This is a genomic window from Aestuariibius violaceus (assembly GCF_040779325.2).
GTDB lineage: Bacteria > Pseudomonadota > Alphaproteobacteria > Rhodobacterales > Rhodobacteraceae > Aestuariibius > Aestuariibius violaceus.
This window is the reverse complement of the sequence record NZ_JBFONT020000007.1, coordinates 58,170-79,876: the sequence shown is the minus strand read 5'-3', so window position 1 is coordinate 79,876 and position 21,707 is coordinate 58,170. Positions and strand designations below refer to the sequence as shown.

Annotated in this window: 15 protein-coding genes; 5 read left to right on the top strand and 10 right to left on the bottom strand. The window is 65.8% G+C overall.

The window, feature by feature from the left end; genetic code table 11:
• Positions 1-370: 370 nt before the first annotated feature.
• The 6 genes from mdoH to AADZ90_RS17905 form a co-directional block, all read right to left on the bottom strand.
• The gene (gene mdoH / locus AADZ90_RS17930; protein WP_367311989.1) at positions 371-2,257 is read right to left on the bottom strand and encodes a glucans biosynthesis glucosyltransferase MdoH; all 1,887 of its coding nucleotides are present in this window, start codon (positions 2,255-2,257) and stop codon (positions 371-373) included.
• On the bottom strand, positions 2,245-3,759 hold the full coding sequence (locus AADZ90_RS17925) for an OpgD/OpgG family glucan biosynthesis protein (protein ID WP_367311988.1): 1,515 nt from the start codon (positions 3,757-3,759) through the stop codon (positions 2,245-2,247). Before AADZ90_RS17925 ends, mdoH begins: the two co-directional genes overlap by 13 nt.
• Positions 3,756-5,036 carry an OpgC family protein gene (locus AADZ90_RS17920; protein WP_367311987.1) on the bottom strand — a complete coding sequence of 427 codons (1,281 nt, stop codon included), beginning with the start codon at positions 5,034-5,036 and terminating at the stop codon, positions 3,756-3,758. Before AADZ90_RS17920 ends, AADZ90_RS17925 begins: the two co-directional genes overlap by 4 nt.
• A 38-nt stretch (positions 5,037-5,074) precedes the next feature.
• Positions 5,075-6,424, bottom strand: coding sequence for a tetratricopeptide repeat protein (locus tag AADZ90_RS17915; protein WP_367311986.1), 1,350 nt, complete (start codon positions 6,422-6,424; stop codon positions 5,075-5,077).
• 169 nt (positions 6,425-6,593) lie between these two features.
• A complete protein-coding gene (locus AADZ90_RS17910; RefSeq protein WP_367311985.1) occupies positions 6,594-7,754 on the bottom strand; it encodes a CaiB/BaiF CoA transferase family protein in 1,161 nt (386 codons plus the stop codon).
• Entirely contained in the window at positions 7,741-9,342 is a 1,602-nt protein-coding gene (locus AADZ90_RS17905) for a thiamine pyrophosphate-binding protein (protein ID WP_367311984.1), read from the bottom strand. Before AADZ90_RS17905 ends, AADZ90_RS17910 begins: the two co-directional genes overlap by 14 nt.
• A gap of 138 nt (positions 9,343-9,480) precedes the next feature.
• Here AADZ90_RS17905 and AADZ90_RS17900 point away from each other — a divergent pair, with 138 nt between their 5' ends.
• The gene (locus AADZ90_RS17900) at positions 9,481-13,488 is read left to right on the top strand and encodes an ExeM/NucH family extracellular endonuclease (RefSeq protein WP_367311983.1); all 4,008 of its coding nucleotides are present in this window, start codon (positions 9,481-9,483) and stop codon (positions 13,486-13,488) included.
• 36 nt (positions 13,489-13,524) lie between these two features.
• On the opposite strand, the gene AADZ90_RS17895 is transcribed toward AADZ90_RS17900, so the two are convergent.
• Positions 13,525-14,439, bottom strand: a complete 915-nt coding sequence (locus tag AADZ90_RS17895) for a DUF5666 domain-containing protein (RefSeq protein WP_367311982.1) — start codon at positions 14,437-14,439, stop codon at positions 13,525-13,527.
• A gap of 17 nt (positions 14,440-14,456) precedes the next feature.
• Positions 14,457-15,281 carry a DUF6502 family protein gene (locus AADZ90_RS17890; protein WP_367311981.1) on the bottom strand — a complete coding sequence of 275 codons (825 nt, stop codon included), beginning with the start codon at positions 15,279-15,281 and terminating at the stop codon, positions 14,457-14,459.
• 158 nt (positions 15,282-15,439) lie between these two features.
• Between AADZ90_RS17890 and AADZ90_RS17885 the strand changes: the two genes are divergently transcribed.
• From AADZ90_RS17885 to AADZ90_RS17870, 4 genes are all read left to right on the top strand, one after another.
• Positions 15,440-15,943, top strand: a complete 504-nt coding sequence (locus AADZ90_RS17885) for a fasciclin domain-containing protein (RefSeq protein WP_367311980.1) — start codon at positions 15,440-15,442, stop codon at positions 15,941-15,943.
• A 190-nt stretch (positions 15,944-16,133) separates the two neighbouring features.
• A complete protein-coding gene (locus AADZ90_RS17880) occupies positions 16,134-17,156 on the top strand; it encodes a sugar ABC transporter substrate-binding protein (RefSeq protein WP_367311979.1) in 1,023 nt (340 codons plus the stop codon).
• Between the two features lie 59 nt (positions 17,157-17,215).
• A complete protein-coding gene (locus AADZ90_RS17875) occupies positions 17,216-18,292 on the top strand; it encodes an ABC transporter permease (RefSeq protein WP_367311978.1) in 1,077 nt (358 codons plus the stop codon).
• Complete coding sequence (locus AADZ90_RS17870; RefSeq protein WP_367311977.1) at positions 18,289-19,062, top strand: ATP-binding cassette domain-containing protein; 774 nt, start codon at positions 18,289-18,291, stop codon at positions 19,060-19,062. Before AADZ90_RS17875 ends, AADZ90_RS17870 begins: the two co-directional genes overlap by 4 nt.
• 33 nt (positions 19,063-19,095) lie before the next feature.
• On the opposite strand, the gene AADZ90_RS17865 is transcribed toward AADZ90_RS17870, so the two are convergent.
• Entirely contained in the window at positions 19,096-21,300 is a 2,205-nt protein-coding gene (locus tag AADZ90_RS17865; RefSeq protein ID WP_411997084.1) for an esterase-like activity of phytase family protein, read from the bottom strand.
• An 81-nt stretch (positions 21,301-21,381) separates the two neighbouring features.
• Complete coding sequence (locus tag AADZ90_RS17860; RefSeq protein WP_367311975.1) at positions 21,382-21,579, bottom strand: hypothetical protein; 198 nt, start codon at positions 21,577-21,579, stop codon at positions 21,382-21,384.
• Between the last annotated feature and the right edge of the window lie 128 nt (positions 21,580-21,707).

Here is a 21,707-nt window from a genome sequence, read left to right as displayed (position 1 = left end):
CAGCCGCGAATGGGCGGAGCCCTGGATGTAGCGCTTTGTTTTGGCGGGGATGGCGGGGTGGAACCCCGCCCTACGGCGTTGCGGAAGCGTTGGCGCGGATGATCCCGGAAGAGGTCCCGGATCAAGCCCGGGACGGTGGGTTTTGCGGTGAGGGCTTTGCCTCATCGGCTTAGGCCGCTCGCGAGACAGGTATCAGACACCCCGCCCGGCGGCACCGCCGGGCATCGCCCGACCTCCCCCAGGAGGGCGATTTTGCGACGTCTCCCATAGCGGTTTCGGTTGAGCGATGACGCTGTCGTTCGAAGTTCAACCGTTGCGTCGCCCTTCAGGTCGGGCGATGCCCTCCGCACTATGCTTCCTGAGTTATTCTCTACTCAGCCGGGATCGGGCTGAGCGTGGTGTCCTTGACCGGATCATCTTTCTGCGCGGTCTCTGCCGCGCCGTAGCGTCTACGATGCCGTTCCGCGTCGCGGGCGATGCGGGGTGGGTGCAAGGCCTGCGGGGTGGAAAGGCGCAGGATCGCGGGCGCTTTGGCCAGCGACAGGCCGGAGAGGGCCGAGAGCGGGACGGCGAGGGTCAGGCTCGCGGCGATGGGGATCAGCCAGAGGGAGACGAGGCCGGTGAAGAGGCCTGCGGTCAGGATGGCTCCGAGTGCGGTTTCGAGGGCGTGGAAGCGGAGGAGTGTGGTCAGCGGGTAGTGCGTCGCGCGGCGGCTTTGGGGGGTCCAGCCGCCGAGGCCGAGGGCCGCTCGGACGACCGCCTGCATTTGCTGGACCATCTGGATCGGGGCGTAGATGACCGAGAGGGCGATCTCGAAGAGGGTCGAGGTGGCGAGCCGCAGGGTGCCGCCGAAGCGGCGGCGGGCGGCGGGGCGGGTCGCGATGGCTGCGGCGCCAGCGAGTTTCGGGGCGAGGAGTGCTCCGTAAAGGGCGGCGAGGATGGCGAGACCGCCGAGGGGGCTCATCTCGGGCCAGATCGGGTAGAGCGGCGCGTCGGGGGTGAAGTAGGTGAGGACCGTGGCCTCGCCCGTGCCGCGCAGGGCCCAGATGACGAGCAGGATGAACCAGGCGGGCGAGAGCAGGTAGCTCATCGCGCCGTGGAAGAGGTGGAAGCGGGAGACCGGGTGGAGGCCCCTGGCCGCGAGCAGGCGCAGGTGCTGGAGGTTGCCGCGGCACCAGCGGCGGTCGCGCAGGGTGTGGTCGATCAGGGTGGCGGGCGTTTCCTCGAACGAGCCGCCGGTGCCGGGCAGGAGCCGGACATGCCAGCCGGCGCGGCGGAGGAAGGCAGCCTCGACGAAGTCGTGGGAGAGGATCGTCTGGCGGCCGAGGCGGGGCAGGCCCGCGGCTTGGGCAAAGGCCTGCGTGCGGATGATGGCGTTATGGCCCCAATAGTTCGCCTCGGTTCCCGACCAGAGCGACAGCCCCTCGGCCAGCAGCCAGCCATAGGCCATGTTGGCGAATTCCTGGGCGCGGGCGAAGAGGGTTTGCGCGCCGATCAGCGCCGGGGCGGTCTGGATGAGGCCGGTCTGCGGTTCGGCGGCGAGTGTGCGGATGAGGCGGCGGATCGTGCGGGCCGACATCAGGCTGTCGGCGTCGAGGATGAGCATCGCGTCCCAGGCGGCGCCTTGGTGGCGGACCCAATCGGCGATGTTGCCGGACTTCTGGTCGGTGTTCTGGCGGCGGCGGCGGTAGTGGACGGGGAGCGGTGCTTCGGCGGCAAGGCGGAGGGTGAGGCGCCATTCGGCGGCGGCGATCTGCGGGTCGGTCGTGTCGGAGAGGATAAAGAGCGCGGTGTCGCCGGGGAGCGGGCGCCGGGCGAGGGCGTCCGCGATGGCGCGCGCATTGGCGGCGACCGCGGCGGGGTATTCGTTGTAGACGGGGATGAGGAGCGCCGTGGAGAGCGGGCGTTCCGGCAGGGCGCCGCGGGGCCGGTGGCTGCGGGCGGTCAGGCCGATGGCGGCGGTGGAGAGAGAGATCGCGACCCAGATGAAGGTGAGCGCGATGAGCGCGGTCAGGGCGATTTCGACCGCGAAGAGGCCGTCGGCGGAGAGCCAGGTGAGGAGGGCGGCGATCAGCCCGGCCGTAAGCGCGATGGCGGGGGCGAAGACGGCGAGGCGCCAGAGCTTGGGTGCGGTTGGGTCGGCGGCCCGCGGCGGGCAGGCGCGCGGGTCCTGCACCGGCATGGCGAGCGGCGCGGGCGCGGGCATGGCGCAGCGGAGCGGATCCCACTCCTGCGGGAAGGGGGTCACGCCGTCCATCGGTAGAGCCAGACTTCGGAGAGGGGATCGGTCTCGGACCGGAGCTGGACGCGGAATTCGGCCAGCGTCGCGTCGCCCGGCCGGAAGGTGAAGGCGAGGCGGGGGCCGCCGGTTTCGGGGTTGCGCTGGAGGAGGCCGGGTGTGGTTTCTCCCACGCTGGAACGGATCAGCGGGGTGATCGCGTCGAGATCGGGCAGGCCGTCGCGGGGTTCGAAATCGATCGCGACGACGAGGCCGCCTTCGGGGCGGCCGCCGATGCGGGTGTTGATGACCTTGGCGAGGCCAAGATCGGGGGCGGGCGCCTCGCCCCAGTCGAGGCGGTAGGTGAGGCGGTGTTCTGATCTCTCTACATAGGGGGAGGCGGGGCGCCAATAGGCGACGATATTGTCGTAGATTTCTAGATCGGCGGGGATCTCGATCAGGGTGACGGCGCCGGGCCCCCAGTCTTCGTGCGGGGTGATCCAGAGGCCGGGGCGGCGGTGGTAGAGCGCTTCAAGGTCGGCGAAATCCGAGAAGCGGCGGGAGCGCTGCATGAGGCCGAAGCCGCGCGGGTTGGTGTCGGCAAAGGCGGAGATCTGAAGGTTGCGCGGGTTGGCGAGGGGGCGCCAGATGACCTCTCCCGCGCCGTTGGCGATCAGCAGGCCGTCATTGTCGTGGACCGCGGGGCGGAAGTCGGAGAAGCGGTCGCGCATCGTCTCGTCAAAGAGGAACATCGAGGTGAGCGGCGCGATGCCGATATGACGGATGTCGCGGCGGGGGAAGAGGGCGGCGTCGACCTCCATCGAGAGGGGCGCGCCGGGCGTGATCTCGAACCGGTAGGCGCCGGTGACGGAGGGGCTGTCGAGGAGCGCGCAGAGGACGAAGCTGTCGGAGCCGGGGGCGGGGCGTTCGAGCCAGAAGGCGGTGAAGTCGGGAAATTCCTCGCCCGAGGGTTCGGCGGTGTCGATGGCGAGGCCGCGGGCGGAGAGGCCGTAGATGTCTCCGGTTCCGATGGCGCGGAAGTAGCTGGCGCCCTGGAAGACGGCGAATTCCTGGAAGATGCCGGGGGTTTCGAGTTCGGCGCGCAGGCGAAGGCCGGTGAAGCCCAGCGTGTCGTCCATCGGCAGGTCGGGGAACTGGTCGGTCGTGTCGAAGACGGCCTTGTCGAAGGCGATCTGCCGCGCTTGGCCGTCTTCGATGACGTGGCAGGCGACGGCTTGGGGGAAGTAGAGGCCCGGTGGAAAGAGGTCGACGCGGAGGGGGGCGTCGGTTTCGGTGAAGAGCGCGTTGCGGTGGTCGAACCAGATGTGGCGGAACTGGTCGTAGCTGAGGTCTTGCCAGGCTTGCGGGATGGTTGGGCGCGGCCGGTAGGGTTCATCCGCCATGGCGCGGGCGCGGGCGATCAGGCCGTCATGGGTGAAGGGGACCGGATCGCCGAGCGTAAGGCCTGGCTCGTCGGCGAGCGCCTGGAGCGGCGTTGCGGCGAGGGCGGTGGCAGCCTGGAGGAAGGTGCGGCGCTTCATTTCCTGGCCCGCCAGGGTTGGGTCTTGAACCAGCCTGCGCCGTAGGCGACCGCGATCAGGATGAGGCAGCCGGTGATGTTGACGAGGGCCATCGTGCCGTAGCTGCGGCCGAGCACGTCGAGCGAGAAGCCGAGGAGGCGGGCGAGGAACATCGAGGTGATGAAGACGGCGAGCGATTGCTGGCCGACCTTCATGATCGCGGCGAGGCAGGGCGTCCAGATGCGGGATATGGGGCCGTCGCCCTCCGGTGGAAGAAGGCGCCGGCCGGCCTCGCCCGCGAGTGCCCAGGCGAGGTAGGCGAGGGCGAGGAAGTGGACGTAGCGCAGGATGCCGAAATCGCTCTTGTCGAACCACGGTCGGTTGGCGATGCGCCAGTCGCGGGCCCAGTCGACGCCGAACTCGCGCCACCATAGGGGAAGCCACTCGAAGTTAGCGCTGCGAATGCCGATATTGGAGAGGGGGACGTTGGCGAGGACGATGAGGGCGGCGATGGTGAGGAGGAGTGGAGTCACAGGTGGTTTGGGGATCCAGCCGCGCATGAGCGCGAAGCCGGTGAAGAAGATGAGGGCCCAGCCGAAGGGGTTGAAGAACCAGTTGCGCTCAGACCACGGCTCGGCCGGGAAGGCGAAGTGGGGCAGGTCGAGCTGGGCGGTGAGGGCCTCTTGCGCGAAGAGCCAGAAGAGCAGGATTGGCGCGGCGGCGGCCCAGAGGCTGACGCGGGAGAGCGCCATGACGAGCGGCATCATGGCGAGCACGACCATATACATCGGCAGGATGTCGAAATAGTTCGGCACGTAGCGGAGCGTCATGAGCGCCAGCATGTTTTCGGTGTTCGACCAGTTCTCGCTGTCGACGAAGAGCGGCCAGAGGTTAAGCTGGCCCCAGTAGTTGCGGCCCGTCACGTCGAGGTTCGTCAGGAAGATCGTGAGGCCGACAGTGGCCACGAAAAGGCCGATATGGGCCCAGTAGACTTGCCAGATGCGGAAGCCGACGCGGGCGGTGCCCAGCGTCCAGCCCGCGCGGTCGAAGGTGCCGCCGAAGGCGATAGCGGACGCCATGCCCGAGCAGAAGACGAAGATCTCGGTCGCGTCGGAAAAGCCGAAGCGGGCGGGGATCCAGAGGGTGACCCAGTTGCCCGGCGTATGGGCGAAGAGGATGATGAACATCGCGATGCCGCGGAAGAAATCCAGCCGCGGGTCGCGGATGCGCGCGACCGGCGCCGCCGCGATGGGGGCGGGGGTTTCTCGGTTCAGGGTCGCGGTGTCGGCGAGCGTCATCTTGGGTCTAACGTGCGGGGCCGGGTCGGGGTCCGAGGTCACTCTGCCGGGATGCGGAGCGCCTCGCGCCGCGCGGCGTCGATCCGGGCGCGGCGGGTTTCGGTGAATGTGTCGGCGCGGTTGGCGCGGGAGGCAAGCCGGTCGAGCAGGATGTGCTCTGCCGCGTCGAGGTGACCGGCGCGGAGGCCCGCGTCGACGGTCATCCGGTCGAACACGTCGCGCTGGGCGTGAGAGCCGCCTATGGTCTGCATCCGGGGCCGGGCGGCGGCGAGTGCACGGAAGGCATCGTCGTAGCGGCCTTCGCCGAAGGCGGCGAGGCCCGCGGCGGCGGCGCGACCCGGATCGGCGTAGATGCGGCCCATATCGGTGCTGGGGTTCGCGGTGCGGGTGAAGCGGCTGACCATAAGGCGGGTCTCGTCCGTCTTCTCGGCGCCCATCAGCGCCAGCATGTAGTGGAGATCGGCGAAGACGAGGCAGCCGTCGTCAGAGCGGCTTTCCGAGAAACTGGCCAGTTCCTCCCACCGGTCGCCGACGGCGACGCCCTCCAGCTCCAGCCGCATGAGCAGGGAGGTGGCGTTGGCGATGTCGCGGTAATCGTCGGTCTTGTCGTCGCGGATCCTGGTGTCGTAGAGTGCCAGAACCTCGTCCGTTTCGCCCGCGTCGAGGTGGAGGAGCGCCTTGTGCCACCACACGTGGTAGCGGAAGTTGTTGCAATGCATCCACGCGCCGGTGTTGTCGTCGATCAGGCGGATGCCGTCCTGCGATCTGGCGGTCATGTCGCAGACATGGGCGACGGCGTGGAGGCCCCAGGCATCGTCCGTCGCATGGGTGAGGCCCGTGCGGCCCGCGGTTTCGGCGGCTTGGTAGTCGCCTGTTTCCTCGAGCGCGAAGGCGTGGCAGCCGAGCGCGTAGCCGCGGCAGGGGTGGCTTTCGTCGTGATAGGGCAGGACGCGTTCGACGGAGGCGCGCATGCCGTCGGCATCGCCCAGGACGAAGCGGATCGCGTGGATGACCTTCATCGTCAGCGTGTCACGGGGATTGGCGCCGAGCGCGGCCTCGAGCGCGGCGATGCTGCGGAGGGGGTGGCCGACCAGCCAGTGTTCCAACGCGTCGGTCCAGGCGCGGGTGCGCAGGTCGGCGGGACCGGCGGCGCGGGCGAGGCGCAGGGCATCGCGGGCGGTATCGACCAGTTCGCGCCGGCCCATGAGCATGGAGAACAGGCCGCGGGCGGCCTGCGCCATGGCAAGGTCGGGCTGCCGGTCGAGGACGGCCTTGAGGCGAACGGGCGTGTCGGTGCCGTGGGCCAGGAAGGCCAGGATCATGGCGTTCCAATCGGCCAGCGCCTCGGGTGTCTTGGTGTCGATATGGCCGTCGCAGATATCGTGCATCGGGGCCTCCTCGGGTCTCCAGCGTTGATCAGGATGTATCCCAACCGGGCGGCCACACCATCTCTCAAGTCGGTGACGTGACAGAAGCGTGATCGCAACCGCCTGATTTCGTGAAGAGTTTAAGCGGCGGATGGCCGAAAGCCTTGGAAAACGGGATTCTGCCGCAGGTTTAATCGGTTTCGGATTTCAGGGTATTAAGAACTGTTTCAGTGTCGGCGCCGAGGAGCGGCGGCGCGCGGTCGTAGCGGACCGGAGTTTTCGAGAAGTTCAGCGGGTTGCCAAGGAGGCCGAGGCCGCCTGTTTCGATGACGGCGCCGCGGGCCTTTGCCTGGTCGGTGGATAACGCCTGGGCGACGGTGTGGATGGGGCCAACGGGGACCTTGGCGGCCTCGAGGCGGGCGATGACTTCCTTGGCGGGTAGGGCGGCGAGCGCGGGCGCGATGAGCGGCATCAGCGCGTCACGATTGGTGACGCGGGCGGCGTTGGTAGCGAAGCGGTCGTCCTGATCCAGAGGCGGCAGGTCGAGGGCCGCGCAGAAACGGGCGAACTGGGTGTCGTTGCCCACGGCGACGATGACGTGGCCGTCGAAGGTGGCGAAGACATCGTAGGGGACGATGTTCGGATGCGCGTTGCCGCGGCGGTCCGGGACCTTGCCCGAGGTCAGGTAGTTTGTGCCTTCGTTGATGAGCCAGGCCATCTGCGTGTCGACGAGGGCGAGGTCGATATGCTGGCCTTCGCCGGTCTGGTCGCGGTGGCGAAGCGCGGCAAGGATGCCGGTCGCCGCGTACATGCCGCACATGACGTCGGCGATGCCGACGCCTGTTTTCATCGGCGGTCCGTCGGGGGCCCCGGTGAGCGACATGATGCCACCGTAGCCCTGGGCCATGAGGTCGTAGCCAGGCTTGTCGCGGTTGGGGCCGGTCTGGCCGAAGCCGGAGATCGAGCAGTAGACGAGCTGCGGATGGGCGGCGAGCAGGGTGTCGTGGTCGAGGCCGTATTTGGCGAGGCCGCCGGGCTTGAAGTTCTCGATGACGACATCGGCGCGGGCGGTGAGTTGGCGGACCTGAGACTGACCCTCTTCGGTGCTGAGATCGATCGTGATGGAAAGCTTGTTGCGGTTGGCGGCGACGTAATAGGCGGAGCGTTTGTCTGACGGGTCGCCAGCATAGGGCGGCCCCCAGCCGCGGGTATCGTCGCCCTTTTCGGGCGCTTCGACCTTCCAGACGGTCGCGCCGAGGTCGCCCAGAAGCTGCGTGCAGGTGGGGCCTGCGAGGATGCGGGAGAGGTCGAGGACGACGAGGCCGTCGAGGGGACCCTTAGATGCGGCCATCGTAGGCGCCCCTTTCGATCATGGCGGCGATGATGGTGAAGGTGTCGGACTTCAGCGCGTCCTGGATCGCGGTTTCCAGTTCGGCGCGGGTTCTTACGGTGTGGCCGGTGCCGCCGAAGGCTCGGCCGATGGCGGCGATGTCGGGCGCGTCGAAATCGACGAAGGCGTTGGGGAGCTGGCGCTCGCGCTGTTTGAGCTCGATGAGGGCGAGGGAGGCGTCGACGAAGACGACGAAGATGGTCTTGAGCTTGTTCTCGGCGGCGGTAGCGAGTTCCCCGGCGACCATGAGGAAGCCGGCATCGCCGGAGAAGGAGACGACCGGGCGGTCGGGGGAGGCGATCTGGGCACCGATGGCGAGCGGAACCGCGCAGCCCATGGTGCAGAGGGCGGAGGATTGCATGAGGCCGCGCGGCTCGTAGCACGCCCACATCTGGCTGAGGAGGATACGGTGGGCGCCGCTATCGGCGGTGGCGAGGGTGTCTCGCGGGAGCATGTGGCGACAGGTGTCGATGATGGCGGCGGGGCCCCAGTCTTCGTCGGTGGGGAAGGCGTCGGCGAGGGTTTGGCGGGCGGTTTCGATGTCGCCGCCCGGCCAGGTGTCGCCGGGGTTGTGGCCGTTCAGGAGTGCAGTGGCGGTGGCTTTGATGCTGCCGATGATGTTGAGGCTGCCCTGGTGCATGTAGTGGTGGTTGGGTGCGGCGGTGACGTCGATCACCGTTTGGCGGGCCGGGTCGAAGATGTCACGCCAGCCGACCCGCATCTCGATCGGGTCGTAGCCGAGGCAGAGGATCGTGTCGGCCCGAGCGATGAGCGGCAGGAGGATCTTGTCGGCCTTGGGCGAGAGGCCGGCACCGCCGAGGGCGAGGGGGTGATCTTCGGGGATCAGGCCCTTGGCCTTGTAGGTGGTGATGACGGGGGCGTTGAGAGCCTCGGCCATGGCGGTGAGGTCGAGAGCTTCGTTCATCGCGTCGACGCCGGCGATGATGAGGGGGCGCTTGGCGTTCGCGAGGGCTTTGCGGGCCTCGACGAGCGGTTCGGGAGCCGGGATCGTCGAGGCGGCGGGGGCGCGGCGTGGCGGCTCGTCGTCGGTGACGGGTGTCGCAGCCGCGGTGATCGGGAGGTCGATATGGACCGGGCCGGGCTGGCCTTCGGTCGCGATGGCGACGGCCTTGTCAGCGATGATATGGGCGGCTTTGGGCTCGAACGTGAAGCCCGCCTTGGTGATGGGGGCGAAGACGGCGCGCTGGTCGAGGACCTGGTGGGTGTAGCTCTCGGCCTCCCACGGGTCGACGCAGCCGGTGAGGACGATCAGCGGTACGCGGTCCTGCAGGGCGTTGGCGACGGCGTTGACGCCGTTGAGCGCGCCGGGGCCAACGGTGGCGACGAGAATGCCGGGGGCGCCGGTGCGGTGATAGACGCCTTCGGCCATGAAGGCGGCGGCGTTTTCGTGTTTCGCCAAGATCATCCTGATCCCCGCGCGGGTGAGGGCGTCGACGAGGGTCAGCACCTCTCCCCCGGGCATGCCGAGGGCGTGGCGGCAGCCTGCATCGTAGAGGCGGCGGGCGAGGATGTCGGCGGCGTTGGGCATCGGTTCTTCCAGATTAAGAACTGTGCGCTGACATTGCCGAGGGCGGGGAAGAGGGCAAGAGGCTGTTGCAATTGACACAAATTTGAGACGGGAATCTGGGATGCGCCTTCCAGCGCTTTCTTTCAGAGGGGATTTCCCATGGCCTTCGGTTTTTTCAATCGGTCGTTTGTTATTGGTTCCTTCGGTGATGACGAGATTTTCGGGTCCGCCCGGCGTGACGTGGTGTTTGCCTTGGGTGGCGACGATCTGATCGACACGGGCGACGGCAACGACCTGATCTTTGCCGGGTTCGGCGACGATACGATCCTGGCGGGCGCGGGGGATGACGACATCTATGGCGGCTTCGGGTTCGACACGGCCGTCTTTTCGGGAGCTTTCCTGGATTACGAGGTGGAAGAGGGCGGCTGGTTCGGCTCCGTCGTGACGGTGAACGGCACGGATGGCGCCGATACGCTGGTCGGTGTCGAGGCGCTGCAGTTCGATGACTACACACTGTTCCTCGACGGGCGGAACAACGATGTGATCGGAGTGGATGACGCGGTTGCCGCGGGCGAGGACGGGGCCGTCTTTGCCGCTGCGGACCTTGTGGCGAACGATGTCGATCCGGATGGCGATACGCTGACCGTGACGGGCGTCTCGGCGGTCAGCGATGCAGGGGCTTCGGTGACGCTGGATGGCGATCAGGTGTCCTACGACCCGGGCGATCTGTTCGACGCGCTGGGCGAGGGCGAGACGGCGACGGATACGTTCACCTATACGGTCGAGGACGGGAATGGCGGCAGCGATACGGTGACGGTCAGCGTGACGGTGACTGGCACGAACGACGCGCCGGTTCTGACGCTGCCGTCCGACGTGTCAGTCGAGGAGAACACGACGGCGGTCGCCACCGCCACGGCGAGCGATGCAGAAGGCGATGCGGTGAGCTTTACCTTGGGCGGGGTCGATGCGGCTTTGTTCGTGATCGACCCCGAGACGGGAAAGATCAGCTTTGCCGATGCGCCGGATTTCGAGGCGCCGGGCGATGCCGACGGTGACAACGTCTATGACCTGACGGTGACCGCCGATGACGGAAATGGCGGGACCACGACCGAGGCGGTTTCGGTGACGGTGACCGATGTGGATGAAAACGTCCGGGAGGTCGTGGCCTTCGATCTGGTCGATTCGGAGAGCCAGCGCCTGAGCGATTTCACCGGCGGCATCGATTTTTCGAGCGCGGGCGACGGCTTCGGCGTCTTCCAGGTGGGAGTGAGCGATACGATCCCCTTCTCGCTGCTCGACGACAGCAATAACGGATTTGCGAACGATAGCCTGGGCATCATCGACAGTGCGGTGAATACAGAGGCCTTCTTTGGCATCACGGACACCCAGAACGCGGACAATGACGGACCCGTCTCGGCCACGTGGACCTTCGATATCTCGGGTTTCGAGGATCTGAGCCTGTCGCTTGATGTCGGCGCGATGGGGGATTTCGAAAGCAACGACACGTTCGAGATCACCTATACGATCGACGGCGGGGAGGCCGTCACGGCGTTCTCGTTCGTGGTGAACGAAGATGGCAGCCAGACCTACACCCTGGCGGATGGCGATACGTTCACGCTGGACGATCCGTTAACCGAAGAGAATTCGGGGATCGTTCTGAGCAACGTGCTGCAGACGGTGACGACCGAGATCGAGGGGACGGGGTCGGACCTGGCCCTGACCGTCACCGCGCAGACGGATGGCGGGTCGGAAGCCTTTGCGATCCAGAACATCGTGATTGAAGGCGAAAGTGACGGCAGTACCGGCGATGAGACCGAATTCTCCGTCGCTGCCGTGACCGGCGATCAGCCCGAAGGCGACAGCGGCGTGACCGTCTTTGCCTTCGAGGTGACGCGAAGCGGGGACGTCTCGGAACCCGGATCGGTTGCCTATTCGATCGGTGGCGACGTGGATGCGGACGATTTCGGCGGGGTGCTGCCGTCGGGTGTCGTGACGTTTGCTGCGGGCGAGACGAGCCAGATCGTGACCGTCGAGGTGACGGGCGATCTGGACCCAGAGGCCGACGAGGCGCTGACCGTTCAACTGTCTGATCCGGAGGGCGGAGCGATCGCGACGGGGTCGGCCACCAGCATCGTGGAAAACGACGATGCGACGCTGATCTCGACGATCCAGGGCAGTGGCCTGGAAAGCGAGTTGCAGGGTCAGGCTGTGACCGTCGAGGCGGTCGTGACCTATGTCGGTGAGGATGGTTTCTACGTTCAGGAAGAGGCCGCCGATAGCGACGGGGACGATGCGACGTCCGAGGGGATATTCGTTTTCACTGGATCGAACTCCAACCCCGCAGTGATGGTCGGGCAGACGGTGACGGTTTCGGGGACGGTGTCCGAGTTTGGTAATCAGACGCAGATCTCGAACGTCACGGACCTAGAGCTGGGCGAGATGGCGCCGGCGCTGCCGGATGCCGTCACGGTGAGCGTCGGGCCGGACACCGTGGCGCAGACCGATTACGAATCCGTGGAAGGGATGCGGGTCGAGATCGTTTCGGGCACGGACGAGGCGCTGACGGTGATCGAGAACTTCAACCTCGACCGGTTCGGCGAGATCTCGGTATCGGCGGGCACACAGACGCAGCCGACGCAGCTGTTCGATGCACAGACCCAGCAAGATGAGGTCGACGCGCTGCAGGAGGCCAATCTCAACAACCGGCTGATCATCGATGATGGTGATTTCGGGCAGAACCCGACGGAGTTTGCCTACATCCCGAACAATTCGCCCGGTGACGATGGGGACGGCATTCTGGACGCGGAGGACAACTTCGATGCGGGCGGCACGCTGCGGCTTGGCACTGAGGTGACGGCACCGATCGAAGGGATCATGGCCGAAGCGTTCGGCGATTACCGCGTCTGGGCGACCGAGACGATGGAGATCGACGAAAGCACCAATGGGGGTGCCCGGCCCGAGACGCCGGACGATGTGGGCGGCAGCCTGCAGGCCGTGTCGTTCAACGTTCTGAACTACTTCACGACGTTGGATGTGTCGGGCAACGGTACGGGGCCGGACGGCACGCTCGACCCGCGGGGTGCGCGGACCGAAGAGGATCTGGCGCGGCAGACCGAGAGCCTGGTCAACGCGCTGGATGCGACCGGCGGGGATGTCTTCGCCATCCAGGAGGTCGAGAATAACGGCTTCGGAGAGGATAGTGCGATCGCGGCACTGACGCAGGCGCTGGATGATGCCAATCCCGAAACGGATATGCGGTTCGTCGATCCGACCGATCCGTCCGACCCGGGCGAGGACGGGTTCATCGGGACCGATGCGATCACGACCGGCATCATCTACGACGCCAACAAGCTGACGCTGGTCGAGGCGGACTACCTTGTTTTCGAGGAGCCGAGTGCTGCTGACACCTTCGAGATCGCCGAGCGTCTGAACCCCTATGTCCCGGCGGGCGATCAGCTGGAGGACTTCCAGCGGTCGCGCCCTGCAACGGTCGCCACTTTCGAGGACAACGAGACGGGTGAGACCTTTACGGTCGTCTCCGTCCACCACAAGTCGAAGGGGGATAGCGGCCTGGAGGATCTCGCGGAGGCGGTTCAGGATGCGCTGGATGCGGGGACGATCCCGGAGGAGGATCGCGCGCAGGTCGAGGCGGATCTGGCGGCGCTGCTAAGCGACCCGAACTACGATCAGGGGGACGGGCAGGCGTTCTGGAACGCGGCGCGGGACGATGCTTCGGCCGAGCTCGTGGAGTGGTTGGAGACGGAGTATACCGGCGACAGCGAGAATGTACTGATCCTGGGCGACTTCAACGCCTATGCGCAGGAGGATCCGACCCAGACGGTGCGCGATGCGGATCTCGATGACGACGGCACTGCCGATTATGTCGATCTGATCGGCACCTTCGTGCCCGGCGGGCAGGCGGATGCGTTCAGCTTTGTCTTCGACGGACAGCAGGGCACGCTCGATCAGGGCTTCGCCTCGGAAGAGCTGGCGGCGTTCGTTACCGGGGCGACGGAGTGGCATATCAATGCGCAGGAGCCGGATCTGCTGAACTACAACTCGGCCTTCAACGATCCAGGCTTCTACAGTGGTGATGTCTTTGCGGCATCGGACCATGATCCGCTGATCGTCGGGATCGACTTCGGGGCGCCCGATACGCTGATGTGAGATGACAGGCCGGCCCTTCATCGGGGCCGGCCTGTTCTACCGGGCGGGGCGGAAGTTAGCGCCGCCCGAAACGGCATCGGCCATCACCCGACGGCGGGTGGCAAGTGCCTGCGGCAGGATCAGGCCGTTGGCGACATTGAACTCCGGGCCGTAAGGGCCTGTAAAGAGTGTGCGCTCGCCCGCGAAGGGGGCGAGTTGAGCGCCGTCGTCGAAGGAGTGACCGAGGCCCGCGATGCGGTAGCCGGGGGCCGCGGGCACCTGGCGCAGGAAGCCTTCGATGGCGAGCTGGTCGAGCTGGGCGCGGCGGTCGAAGCGGCCGATGCGGCGCTGGTCGACCTGGAAGCCCTCAGGCGTCGGCTGGCCCAGAAGTGTTTCGTAGCCGCCGGGGATCGGGCGGGCACTCTGTGGCAAGAGAACGGGGGTGGTACCGATGCGCCAGCCACTTTCCGTCGGCAGGATCTCTCCGGCGATGACCGCGCGGGTGATGCCGCGGATCGGGTCGAAGCGGCTGGCGACGACACCGTCGTTGCGCCAGACGCCGCTGATCGCGACGGTGTCACCGGGCGCGAGGCGGCCGAGCGCGCCGGGCTCCGCCGTGATGCGGATGCCATTGACGGTGCCATCGGCCGCGACCTCGCCGACCAGCGGATAGCTGATCTCGACCCGGCGGGCGACGGGCACGCCGCCGCGACCGATCGCCTCGACCGTCAGAGCGGTGCCGATGCCGATATCGCCTTCGCGGGCACGGCCATAGGCGTTGACGAAGCGGGTACCGCGATCGGTCTCGACCCTGAGACCGCCGACGACGAGGCTGGAGAAATCGGTCAGGAGGCCCACGATGCCCGTGCCGCCGATGCCACCTTCGGACGGGCGCTGGCTGTCTTGCGCGGCGACATAGGGTGCTGCGAGGGCAGCTCCGGTGCAGGTCGCGAGGAAGTGGCGGCGTCTCATCACGGGCGGTCCGGTCCTCAATCCTCTGTCTTCGGCTCTGCGTCTTCGCGGTAGAGGTAGACCCCAAAACGGAACCGTTGCAAAGGCTTGCCCGATGCCTCGTCCCGTGACTGGCGGTCGCGGGCCATGGCGTTGAGTTCGACGAGCGTGTCCTGGCTGAGGGTGCGGGCACGCGTTTCTATCTCGTCCACGGAGGCCGGGCTGAGATTGTTGTAGAAGACTGCGCGTTCAAGGAAGGGCGGATCCTCTGACATGAGGTTCTCGGCGGCGGCGGCGAGGTGGTCGCCAACGTTCTGGGCGAAGAAGACGGTCTGCTGATCGCTGTCGCCAGAACCCATCAGCACGGTCTCGTCGAGGACGAGAAGGCCGTCATCGTCGACCTGGACAAGGCCGAGGCGGAGCAGTTCGTCGAGGACGGTGCGGGGACGGATGTCGCGGTTGATCTCGCGCACAAGCGCCTCGAAATTCGGCGCGGTCTCACCGGACCGGGGCAGGGGGCGCGGTTTGCCGTCTTTGCCGGTGGTATCACGCCCGCCCGCCCAGCGACCGACAACCGTCGTCAGGAGTCCCGTCTTCTGGCGGAGCCCGGTGGAGCCGTCGTCCTCGGCCTCGCGGATCGTTTTCACGTCGCGGCGGTGCACTCCGGTCAGGACGCTGACGCGGCTGTCGGTCGGGCGGTCCCCGCTGATGGCGAAATCTTCAGCGGCGACAGTCACATAGACTTCTTTGAGAAGCCGGTAGGCGATCGGTACGGTGACGCCGCGCGCGATCAAAACGCGCACGAGTGGCCGCAAAAGCCCCCGCAGAACGCGGGTGAATCGATCTGTCGGATCCTCGGTCATGGAATCCGATCTAGGCGGACGTGGAAAAAATTTCCACGAGAAACTTGACTTGCCGTCAAAGTGTGGCATTTCGCCACTTGTGTAAAAAATTCACACGAAATGACGACCGGGCAGAGCCCTCTGCGGCGGCGTTTAAATCAAAAGACGGAGACCAAGACATGATCACCCGCCGTTCCTTCATCGCTTCTTCCTCGCTTGTCGGGGGCGCAGCACTTCTTTCCGCTTGCGCACCTGCAGCCAGCACACCGACGCAGGGGGATATCGTCGACACAGCCGTCGCGGCGGGCGGTTTCGAGACGCTGGTCGCGGCTGTCCAGGCCGCCGGGCTTGTCGAGACGCTAAAGGGTCCCGGTCCGTTCACCGTCTTTGCCCCGACCGATGACGCCTTTGCGGCACTGCCAGCCGGTACGGTCGAGAGCCTGTTGCAGCCCGAAAACCGCGATCAGCTTGTCAACGTCCTGACCTATCACGTGGCTCCCGGCCGTTACCCGGCCTCTTCACTGGCTGGTCAGCGGGGCAACATCCCGACCGTGCAGGGGCAGACCCTGCGGATCCATGGCGCATCCGGTGTCCAGGTGAACGGTGCGACTGTCGTGGCCGCTGACGTCGCCGCATCGAACGGCATCATCCACGCGATCGATACCGTCCTTCTTCCGCGCTGATCGAACAGCGTTCGCCGGCATCGCAGGATATCGGCGGAATGACGGGCGGCGCCTTCGGGCGCCGTCTTCGTTTTGCGCAGGACGATTGACCCGCCGCGTCAATTCGACTTTCCTTGGCGTCACCGGCAGCCGAAGGAGCATGCCGGGCTGGCAGGAGACAACCGGCCGGTATGACCTTGGGAGGATCACGATGAAGACGACTTTCACCAGCGCTGCGCTGGCTCTGTTGGCGACGACCGGCACGGCGTTCGCCGCGGGGCATGAGGGCGCGACGGCCTGCCTAATTACCAAGACCGATATCAACCCCTTCTTCGTGAAGATGCGCGAGGGGGCCGCCGCCAAGGCCGAAGAACTCGGCATGGAACTGCAGGCCTATGCGGGCCAGGTCGATGGCGACCACGAAGCGCAGGTGGACGCGATCGAGACCTGCATTGCAGCGGGCGCGAAGGGTATCCTGATCACCGCCTCTGACACCAAGGCGATTGTCGAACCGCTTCGGAGGGCCCGGGATGCCGGTATCCTCGTCATCGCGCTGGACACGCCGCTTGAACCGATCGATGGGGCCGATGCGACCTTTGCCACCGATAATTTCGAGGCCGGGCGGCTGATTGGCGCTTGGGCGGCGGCGACCCTAGGGGATGAGGCGGCGAACGCGAAGATCGGGATGCTGGACCTCAATGAGAGTCAGCCGTCGGTGGGCGTGCTGCGCGATCAGGGATTCCTGACGGGGTTCGGTATCGATGTGAAGGATCCAAGCCGTTGGGGCGATGAGGACGATCCGCGGATCATCGGCAACGAGGTGACGGCAGGCAACGAAGAGGGTGGCCGGACCGCGATGGAAAACCTGCTGCTGCAGGATCCCGAGATCAACGTCGTCTACACGATCAACGAACCTGCGGCGGCGGGCGCTTACGAGGCCTTGCGCGCGATGGGGCGGGACGGTGACGTTCTGATCGTATCGGTCGATGGTGGCTGCCCCGGGGTGCAGAACGTTGCGGATGGGGTGATCGGTGCGACGTCTCAGCAGTACCCGCTGCTGATGGCGTCTTTGGGGATCGAGGCCATCGCCGAATTCGCGGCGAACGGAACAGTACCGGAGCCGAGCGAGGGCCTCGATTTCTTCAATACCGGGGTGAACCTCGTCACGGACGCGCCGGCGGATGGTGTCGAGTCGATTTCCGTCGAGGAGGGGCTCGAGCGCTGCTGGGGCTGAGCAACTGATCACCGGTCCGGGGTGGCTGAGGCCTGCCCCGGCCACAGGAGGAGGATGATATGGCCGACAGCTATGAGGCATCGGCGTCGGGGGCCGATACACGCGTTGCGGAGTTCGAGCAGACCCGGCGATCGCCCCTCGGGCATCTGCAGCATCTTTTGCACAACTACCCGACGCTGGTCCCGATCTTCATCCTCTTGCTGTCGGTTGCGGTCTTTGCGGTTGTGACGGATGGGCGGCTTCTGTCGGGCCTCGCGATTAAGATCACACTGGAGCAGACAGCCATCGTCGGCATCCTCGCCTGCGCGCAGACGTTGATCATTCTGACGGCTGGGATCGACCTGTCCGTCGGCGCGGTGATGGTGCTGAGCTACGTGGCCATGGGCCATATGGCAGTGACCTACGGATGGCCCCCCTCGATTTCCATCATGGCGGGCCTTTTCCTGGCGATGGCGATCGGGGCGGTGAACGGCCTGCTCGTCACGCGGATCAAGTTGCCGCCCTTCATCGTGACGCTGGGTATGTGGCAGATCGTACTGGCGACGGTGTTTCTCTACACCGGATCGCAATCGATCCGCAGCCAGGACATCGACGCAGCGGCGCCGTTGTTGAAGCTCTTCGGGGAGCGGGTCGAGATCGGGGACTGGTCGCTCAGGATCATGGGCGCGCCGACGATCTATGCGGTCGTCCTGATGCTGGGGCTGTTCGTGCTTTTCTGGTACGTGCTGAACCACACCGCATGGGGGCGGCAGGTCTATGCTGTGGGCGATGATATCGAAGCGGCAGAACTGGCAGGGGTTCAGACGAAGCGGGTCCTGCTGTCGGTCTATATCGTGGCCGGTTTCATCGTGGGGATTGCAGCCTGGGCTGCGATCGGGCGGGTCGGGTCGATCTCACCCTCGTCCTTTGCAGAGGCGAACCTCGACAGTATCGCGGCCGTCGTGATCGGGGGCACGTCGTTGTTCGGCGGGCGCGGCACGATCATGGGGACGCTCTTCGGGGCGCTGACGGTGGGCGTGTTCGCCACTGGGCTCAAGCTTGCCGGGGCCAATCCTCAATGGGTTCTGTTTGCGAGCGGATGTCTGATCATCCTCGCCGTGGCGCTCGATCAATGGATCCGGAGGATTTCGGTATGAGCGATCCCATTCTGTCGGCCCGGAACCTCGTCAAACGCTATGGGCGTGTGACGGCGCTCGATCACTGTGATTTCGAGCTGTATCCGGGGGAGATCCTGGCTGTCATCGGCGACAATGGCGCGGGCAAGTCGACGCTTATCAAGGCGATGTCGGGCGCGGTGCAGCCCGACGGCGGCGAGATTTTTCTGGAAGGCCAGAAGGCCCATTTCCATTCGCCCCTCGATGCGCGCGAGAAGGGGATCGAGACGGTTTATCAGCAGCTTGCTCTGTCGCCCGCCCTGTCGATCGCGGACAACATGTTCATGGGGCGGGAGCTGAGGAAACCCGGCCTGCGCGGGAGCCTTTTCCGGCAGCTTGACCGGCGCGAGATGGAGCGGCAGGCGCGGCAGAAGCTGAGCGACCTTGGCCTGATGACGATCCAGAACATCAACCAGGCGGTCGAGACGCTTTCGGGCGGCCAGCGGCAGGGCGTGGCGGTCGCGCGGGCGGCGGCCTTCGGGTCGAAGGTCATCATCCTGGACGAGCCGACGGCGGCGCTGGGCGTGAAGGAAAGCCGGAAGGTGCTGGAGCTGATCCTTGATGTGAAGGCGCGGGGTCTGCCGGTGATCCTGATCTCCCACAACATGCCGCATGTCTTCGAGGTCGCCGACCGGATCCATATCCACCGCCTTGGGAAGCGGCTGACGGTGATCCGGCCAGGCGACCACTCCATGTCGGATGCGGTGGCCTATATGACCGGCGCGAAGGTGCCGGAGCAGATAGCGGCGTGATGTGAGGCGCCCCGGTCGGGGGCGCCGTCTGCCTTAGTTCGCGATCTGCCCGATCGAGAAGAACAGTGTCTCGCCGGAGTGATCGTCGACGCCGTCATTGTCGGTCGAGAGCCATGCAGTACCGTCGCCTAAGATCGCCAGCCCCTCGACCTTGTCCTGAATGTAGCCGTTAAGCTGCAGGAGGTCTGGCATCAGGTCGCGCACGTCTTCGACGGCGAGCACCTGCGGTTCTTCGCCGACCGGCACGAACATCGCCGGGTCGAGCGGGGCGCGGGTGATCTTTTTGATCTGCGCCGCATTGCCGATCTGGTTGTCGCGTTCGATGAAGTAGAGGTGGCCATCGTAATGCGTGATCTCGCTGAGGCCGACCCAGCCGGTTTCGGCGGGGGACTTCGGATAGTGGGCAACTAAGAAATCGCCGGTTTCGATGTCCATCGAGACGATCTTGACGTGGTTTTCCGGATCGTCCTGCCATTCCCGCTGGATCGCGAGGTAAAGGCGGCCATCGGCGACGGTGATGCCCTCGAACCCGAAGCGGATTTCATTGTCCATCAGCGCCTCTGGCAGGCCGATCTCCTCGATGATCTCTCCGTTGCCGTCGACACGGTAGATCGCGTGCGGGACGAGGCGATCGGTCCTGCCTTCAGAGGCGAGCCAGAAGCCGCCATCGTTGTCGAGCGCGATGCCTTCGAGGTCGAGTTTCTGGGCCGGGGCGCCGTTCCGGGTGATCCGGATCGCATCTGTGATCCGGGCGGGCGACTCGCTTGGGTCGATGACGAAGATCGTGGGCTGCATGGCGTAGAAGCTGTCATTGACGGCGTAGATCGTGCCGTCATTGCCGGCGGCCATGCCGGAGATCGCGCCCCAGCCGACGGGTGCTCCGTTCTCTTCGAGACCCTCGGAGGTCAACATCGGATAAGCCGGGGTGCCTTGGCCGTATTCGAAGATCATGACGTGGCTGCGGACGCCGCCGTCGGGGCCTAGGTCGACTTCGTTCGCGACGACGAGGAGGTTGCGATCCGGGATTGCGACGAAGCCTTCCGGCCCGATGCCCGAGGGGAGGAGCTGGGCAAGGGCAGGCGTGGCCGGGTCTGTGATATCGTAGACGCCGACGATCGACGAGCGCTCGGCGCCGACAAAGACCATCGGCGTGTCGCCGAACGTCGCGGTTTCGATGCTCTCGGGCTCGACGCCTTTGTTGCCGGAGCGTTCTTCGGGGTAGTGGCCCGCGGCGATGACGGCGTGTTCGAAGGACATGCCGCTGTCGTAGATGACCTCTCCATCCTGGCTGAAGACCGTCCAGCCGCGGGAACCGCCATCCATGTCGCCTTCGTTGGCGGTGGCGAAATGAGTGTCGTCGATCCACTTCACCGCGTCCGGCTCGCGGACGACATCCTCCAGCGTTTCGGTGAAGCGGAGGGCGCCTTCTTCTTCGGTATCAACGTTCTCAAGTGTAACCGCGCCAGCGGAGAAGTGACTGAGCACCTCTCCTTCGGCAGAGACGACCACAATGTGATTGTTTTCCTGAAGGGAGACCACAATTTCGCCCTCGGTATTGATGTCGACGAATTCCGGCTCGGGGTCTTCGGGCGAAACCTCGGCGAGGCCGGTCAGGTCGACCATCTGCAGCGTGTCGCAGTTGAGAAGACCCTCGCCTGTCAAGTCGACGATGGCCAGCGCGCCTGCGGGCATCTGCCCCGTCCGGCCGTCGCCCAGATCCTCATCGCGTTCGTTCTCGATCGCGATGGCGAGGAAGCTGCCGTCGGGGGCTTTTGCAACGGAGTCTGGCTGGCCGCCCAGATCGCAGCGATCCGCTTCGCTTCGGTCTGCGATATTGATCGATGCGATGTATCCCGACGGCTCGGTATAGCTTTCAGAGGTGTTGACGGCGACATTGGCGATGCCACCGACCACAGCCACCGATGTCGGTTCGCCATCCAGGTCGATGATGCCGCCGGGCTGCGGCGCGGATGGGTCGGTGATGTCGATGATTCCAAGGGCGCCAAGGGGGCTGTCGGTGTAGACCAAGGTCATGCCGTCGGCGGTCGCATCGATGATCTCCGACGACATCTCCCGCGATGCATCGCCACCGTCGGGGGTGTTTGCGGGGACTGGGAAAGAAGCGAGTCTGTTGAAGGCAGTGTCTTGCGCCGCGGCGCTGGAGGCGCCTGCGATGAGGGCGAAGACGGACGCGGTCGAGATACGGCAGATCGTCACTTGGGGTTCCTTCCGATGCATTGACCTGCGCGGCGTGAACCCGGTGCGTTACGCGAGTGTGACGATTGCGTAACGGAACGATGAAAGCGCCTGGTGCGCCGATCAGACCTCGAAACCGAGGCGCGTCAGGGCCGTTTGCGCCATCTGGCGGGCATCGATGTCGGTTGAGAAGAGTTCCCGGTTCAGACTTTTCATCGTCGTCGAGAAAACCTTGGCCTCAATCTGGCCCCGGATGAAAGCCGGGATCTCGTCTTCGGCGAGGCTGAGGATGTGACGCGCATCGGCTTGGTGTGACTGCACGCTCGTCTCCGTCAAAGGTCTTGTCGTCCGGATACCGGGTTAACCTGAGTTGACGGCTATTGCGAGTCATTTCATTTGCGGCAGCATTCAGCGCATGAACGCCGCGTTGCGCACCTTCTTTCCGCCCG

Excerpts from the sequence above, each read along its gene's own strand:
- AADZ90_RS17890 (WP_367311981.1), bottom strand. The coding sequence starts at position 15,281 with ATGACCGAGGATCCGACAGATCGATTCACCCGCGTTCTGCGGGGGCTT.
- AADZ90_RS17905 (WP_367311984.1), bottom strand. The coding sequence starts at position 9,342 with ATGCCCAACGCCGCCGACATCCTCGCCCGCCGCCTCTACGATGCAGGC.
- AADZ90_RS17910 (WP_367311985.1), bottom strand. The coding sequence starts at position 7,754 with ATGGCCGCATCTAAGGGTCCCCTCGACGGCCTCGTCGTCCTCGACCTC.
- mdoH (WP_367311989.1), bottom strand. The coding sequence starts at position 2,257 with ATGGACGGCGTGACCCCCTTCCCGCAGGAGTGGGATCCGCTCCGCTGC.
- AADZ90_RS17865 (WP_411997084.1), bottom strand. The coding sequence starts at position 21,300 with ATGCATCGGAAGGAACCCCAAGTGACGATCTGCCGTATCTCGACCGCG.
- AADZ90_RS17885 (WP_367311980.1), top strand. The coding sequence starts at position 15,440 with ATGATCACCCGCCGTTCCTTCATCGCTTCTTCCTCGCTTGTCGGGGGC.
- AADZ90_RS17920 (WP_367311987.1), bottom strand. The coding sequence starts at position 5,036 with ATGACGCTCGCCGACACCGCGACCCTGAACCGAGAAACCCCCGCCCCC.
- AADZ90_RS17880 (WP_367311979.1), top strand. The coding sequence starts at position 16,134 with ATGAAGACGACTTTCACCAGCGCTGCGCTGGCTCTGTTGGCGACGACC.
- AADZ90_RS17915 (WP_367311986.1), bottom strand. The coding sequence starts at position 6,424 with ATGCACGATATCTGCGACGGCCATATCGACACCAAGACACCCGAGGCG.
- AADZ90_RS17925 (WP_367311988.1), bottom strand. The coding sequence starts at position 3,759 with ATGAAGCGCCGCACCTTCCTCCAGGCTGCCACCGCCCTCGCCGCAACG.
- AADZ90_RS17870 (WP_367311977.1), top strand. The coding sequence starts at position 18,289 with ATGAGCGATCCCATTCTGTCGGCCCGGAACCTCGTCAAACGCTATGGG.
- AADZ90_RS17900 (WP_367311983.1), top strand. The coding sequence starts at position 9,481 with ATGGCCTTCGGTTTTTTCAATCGGTCGTTTGTTATTGGTTCCTTCGGT.
- AADZ90_RS17875 (WP_367311978.1), top strand. The coding sequence starts at position 17,216 with ATGGCCGACAGCTATGAGGCATCGGCGTCGGGGGCCGATACACGCGTT.
- AADZ90_RS17895 (WP_367311982.1), bottom strand. The coding sequence starts at position 14,439 with ATGAGACGCCGCCACTTCCTCGCGACCTGCACCGGAGCTGCCCTCGCA.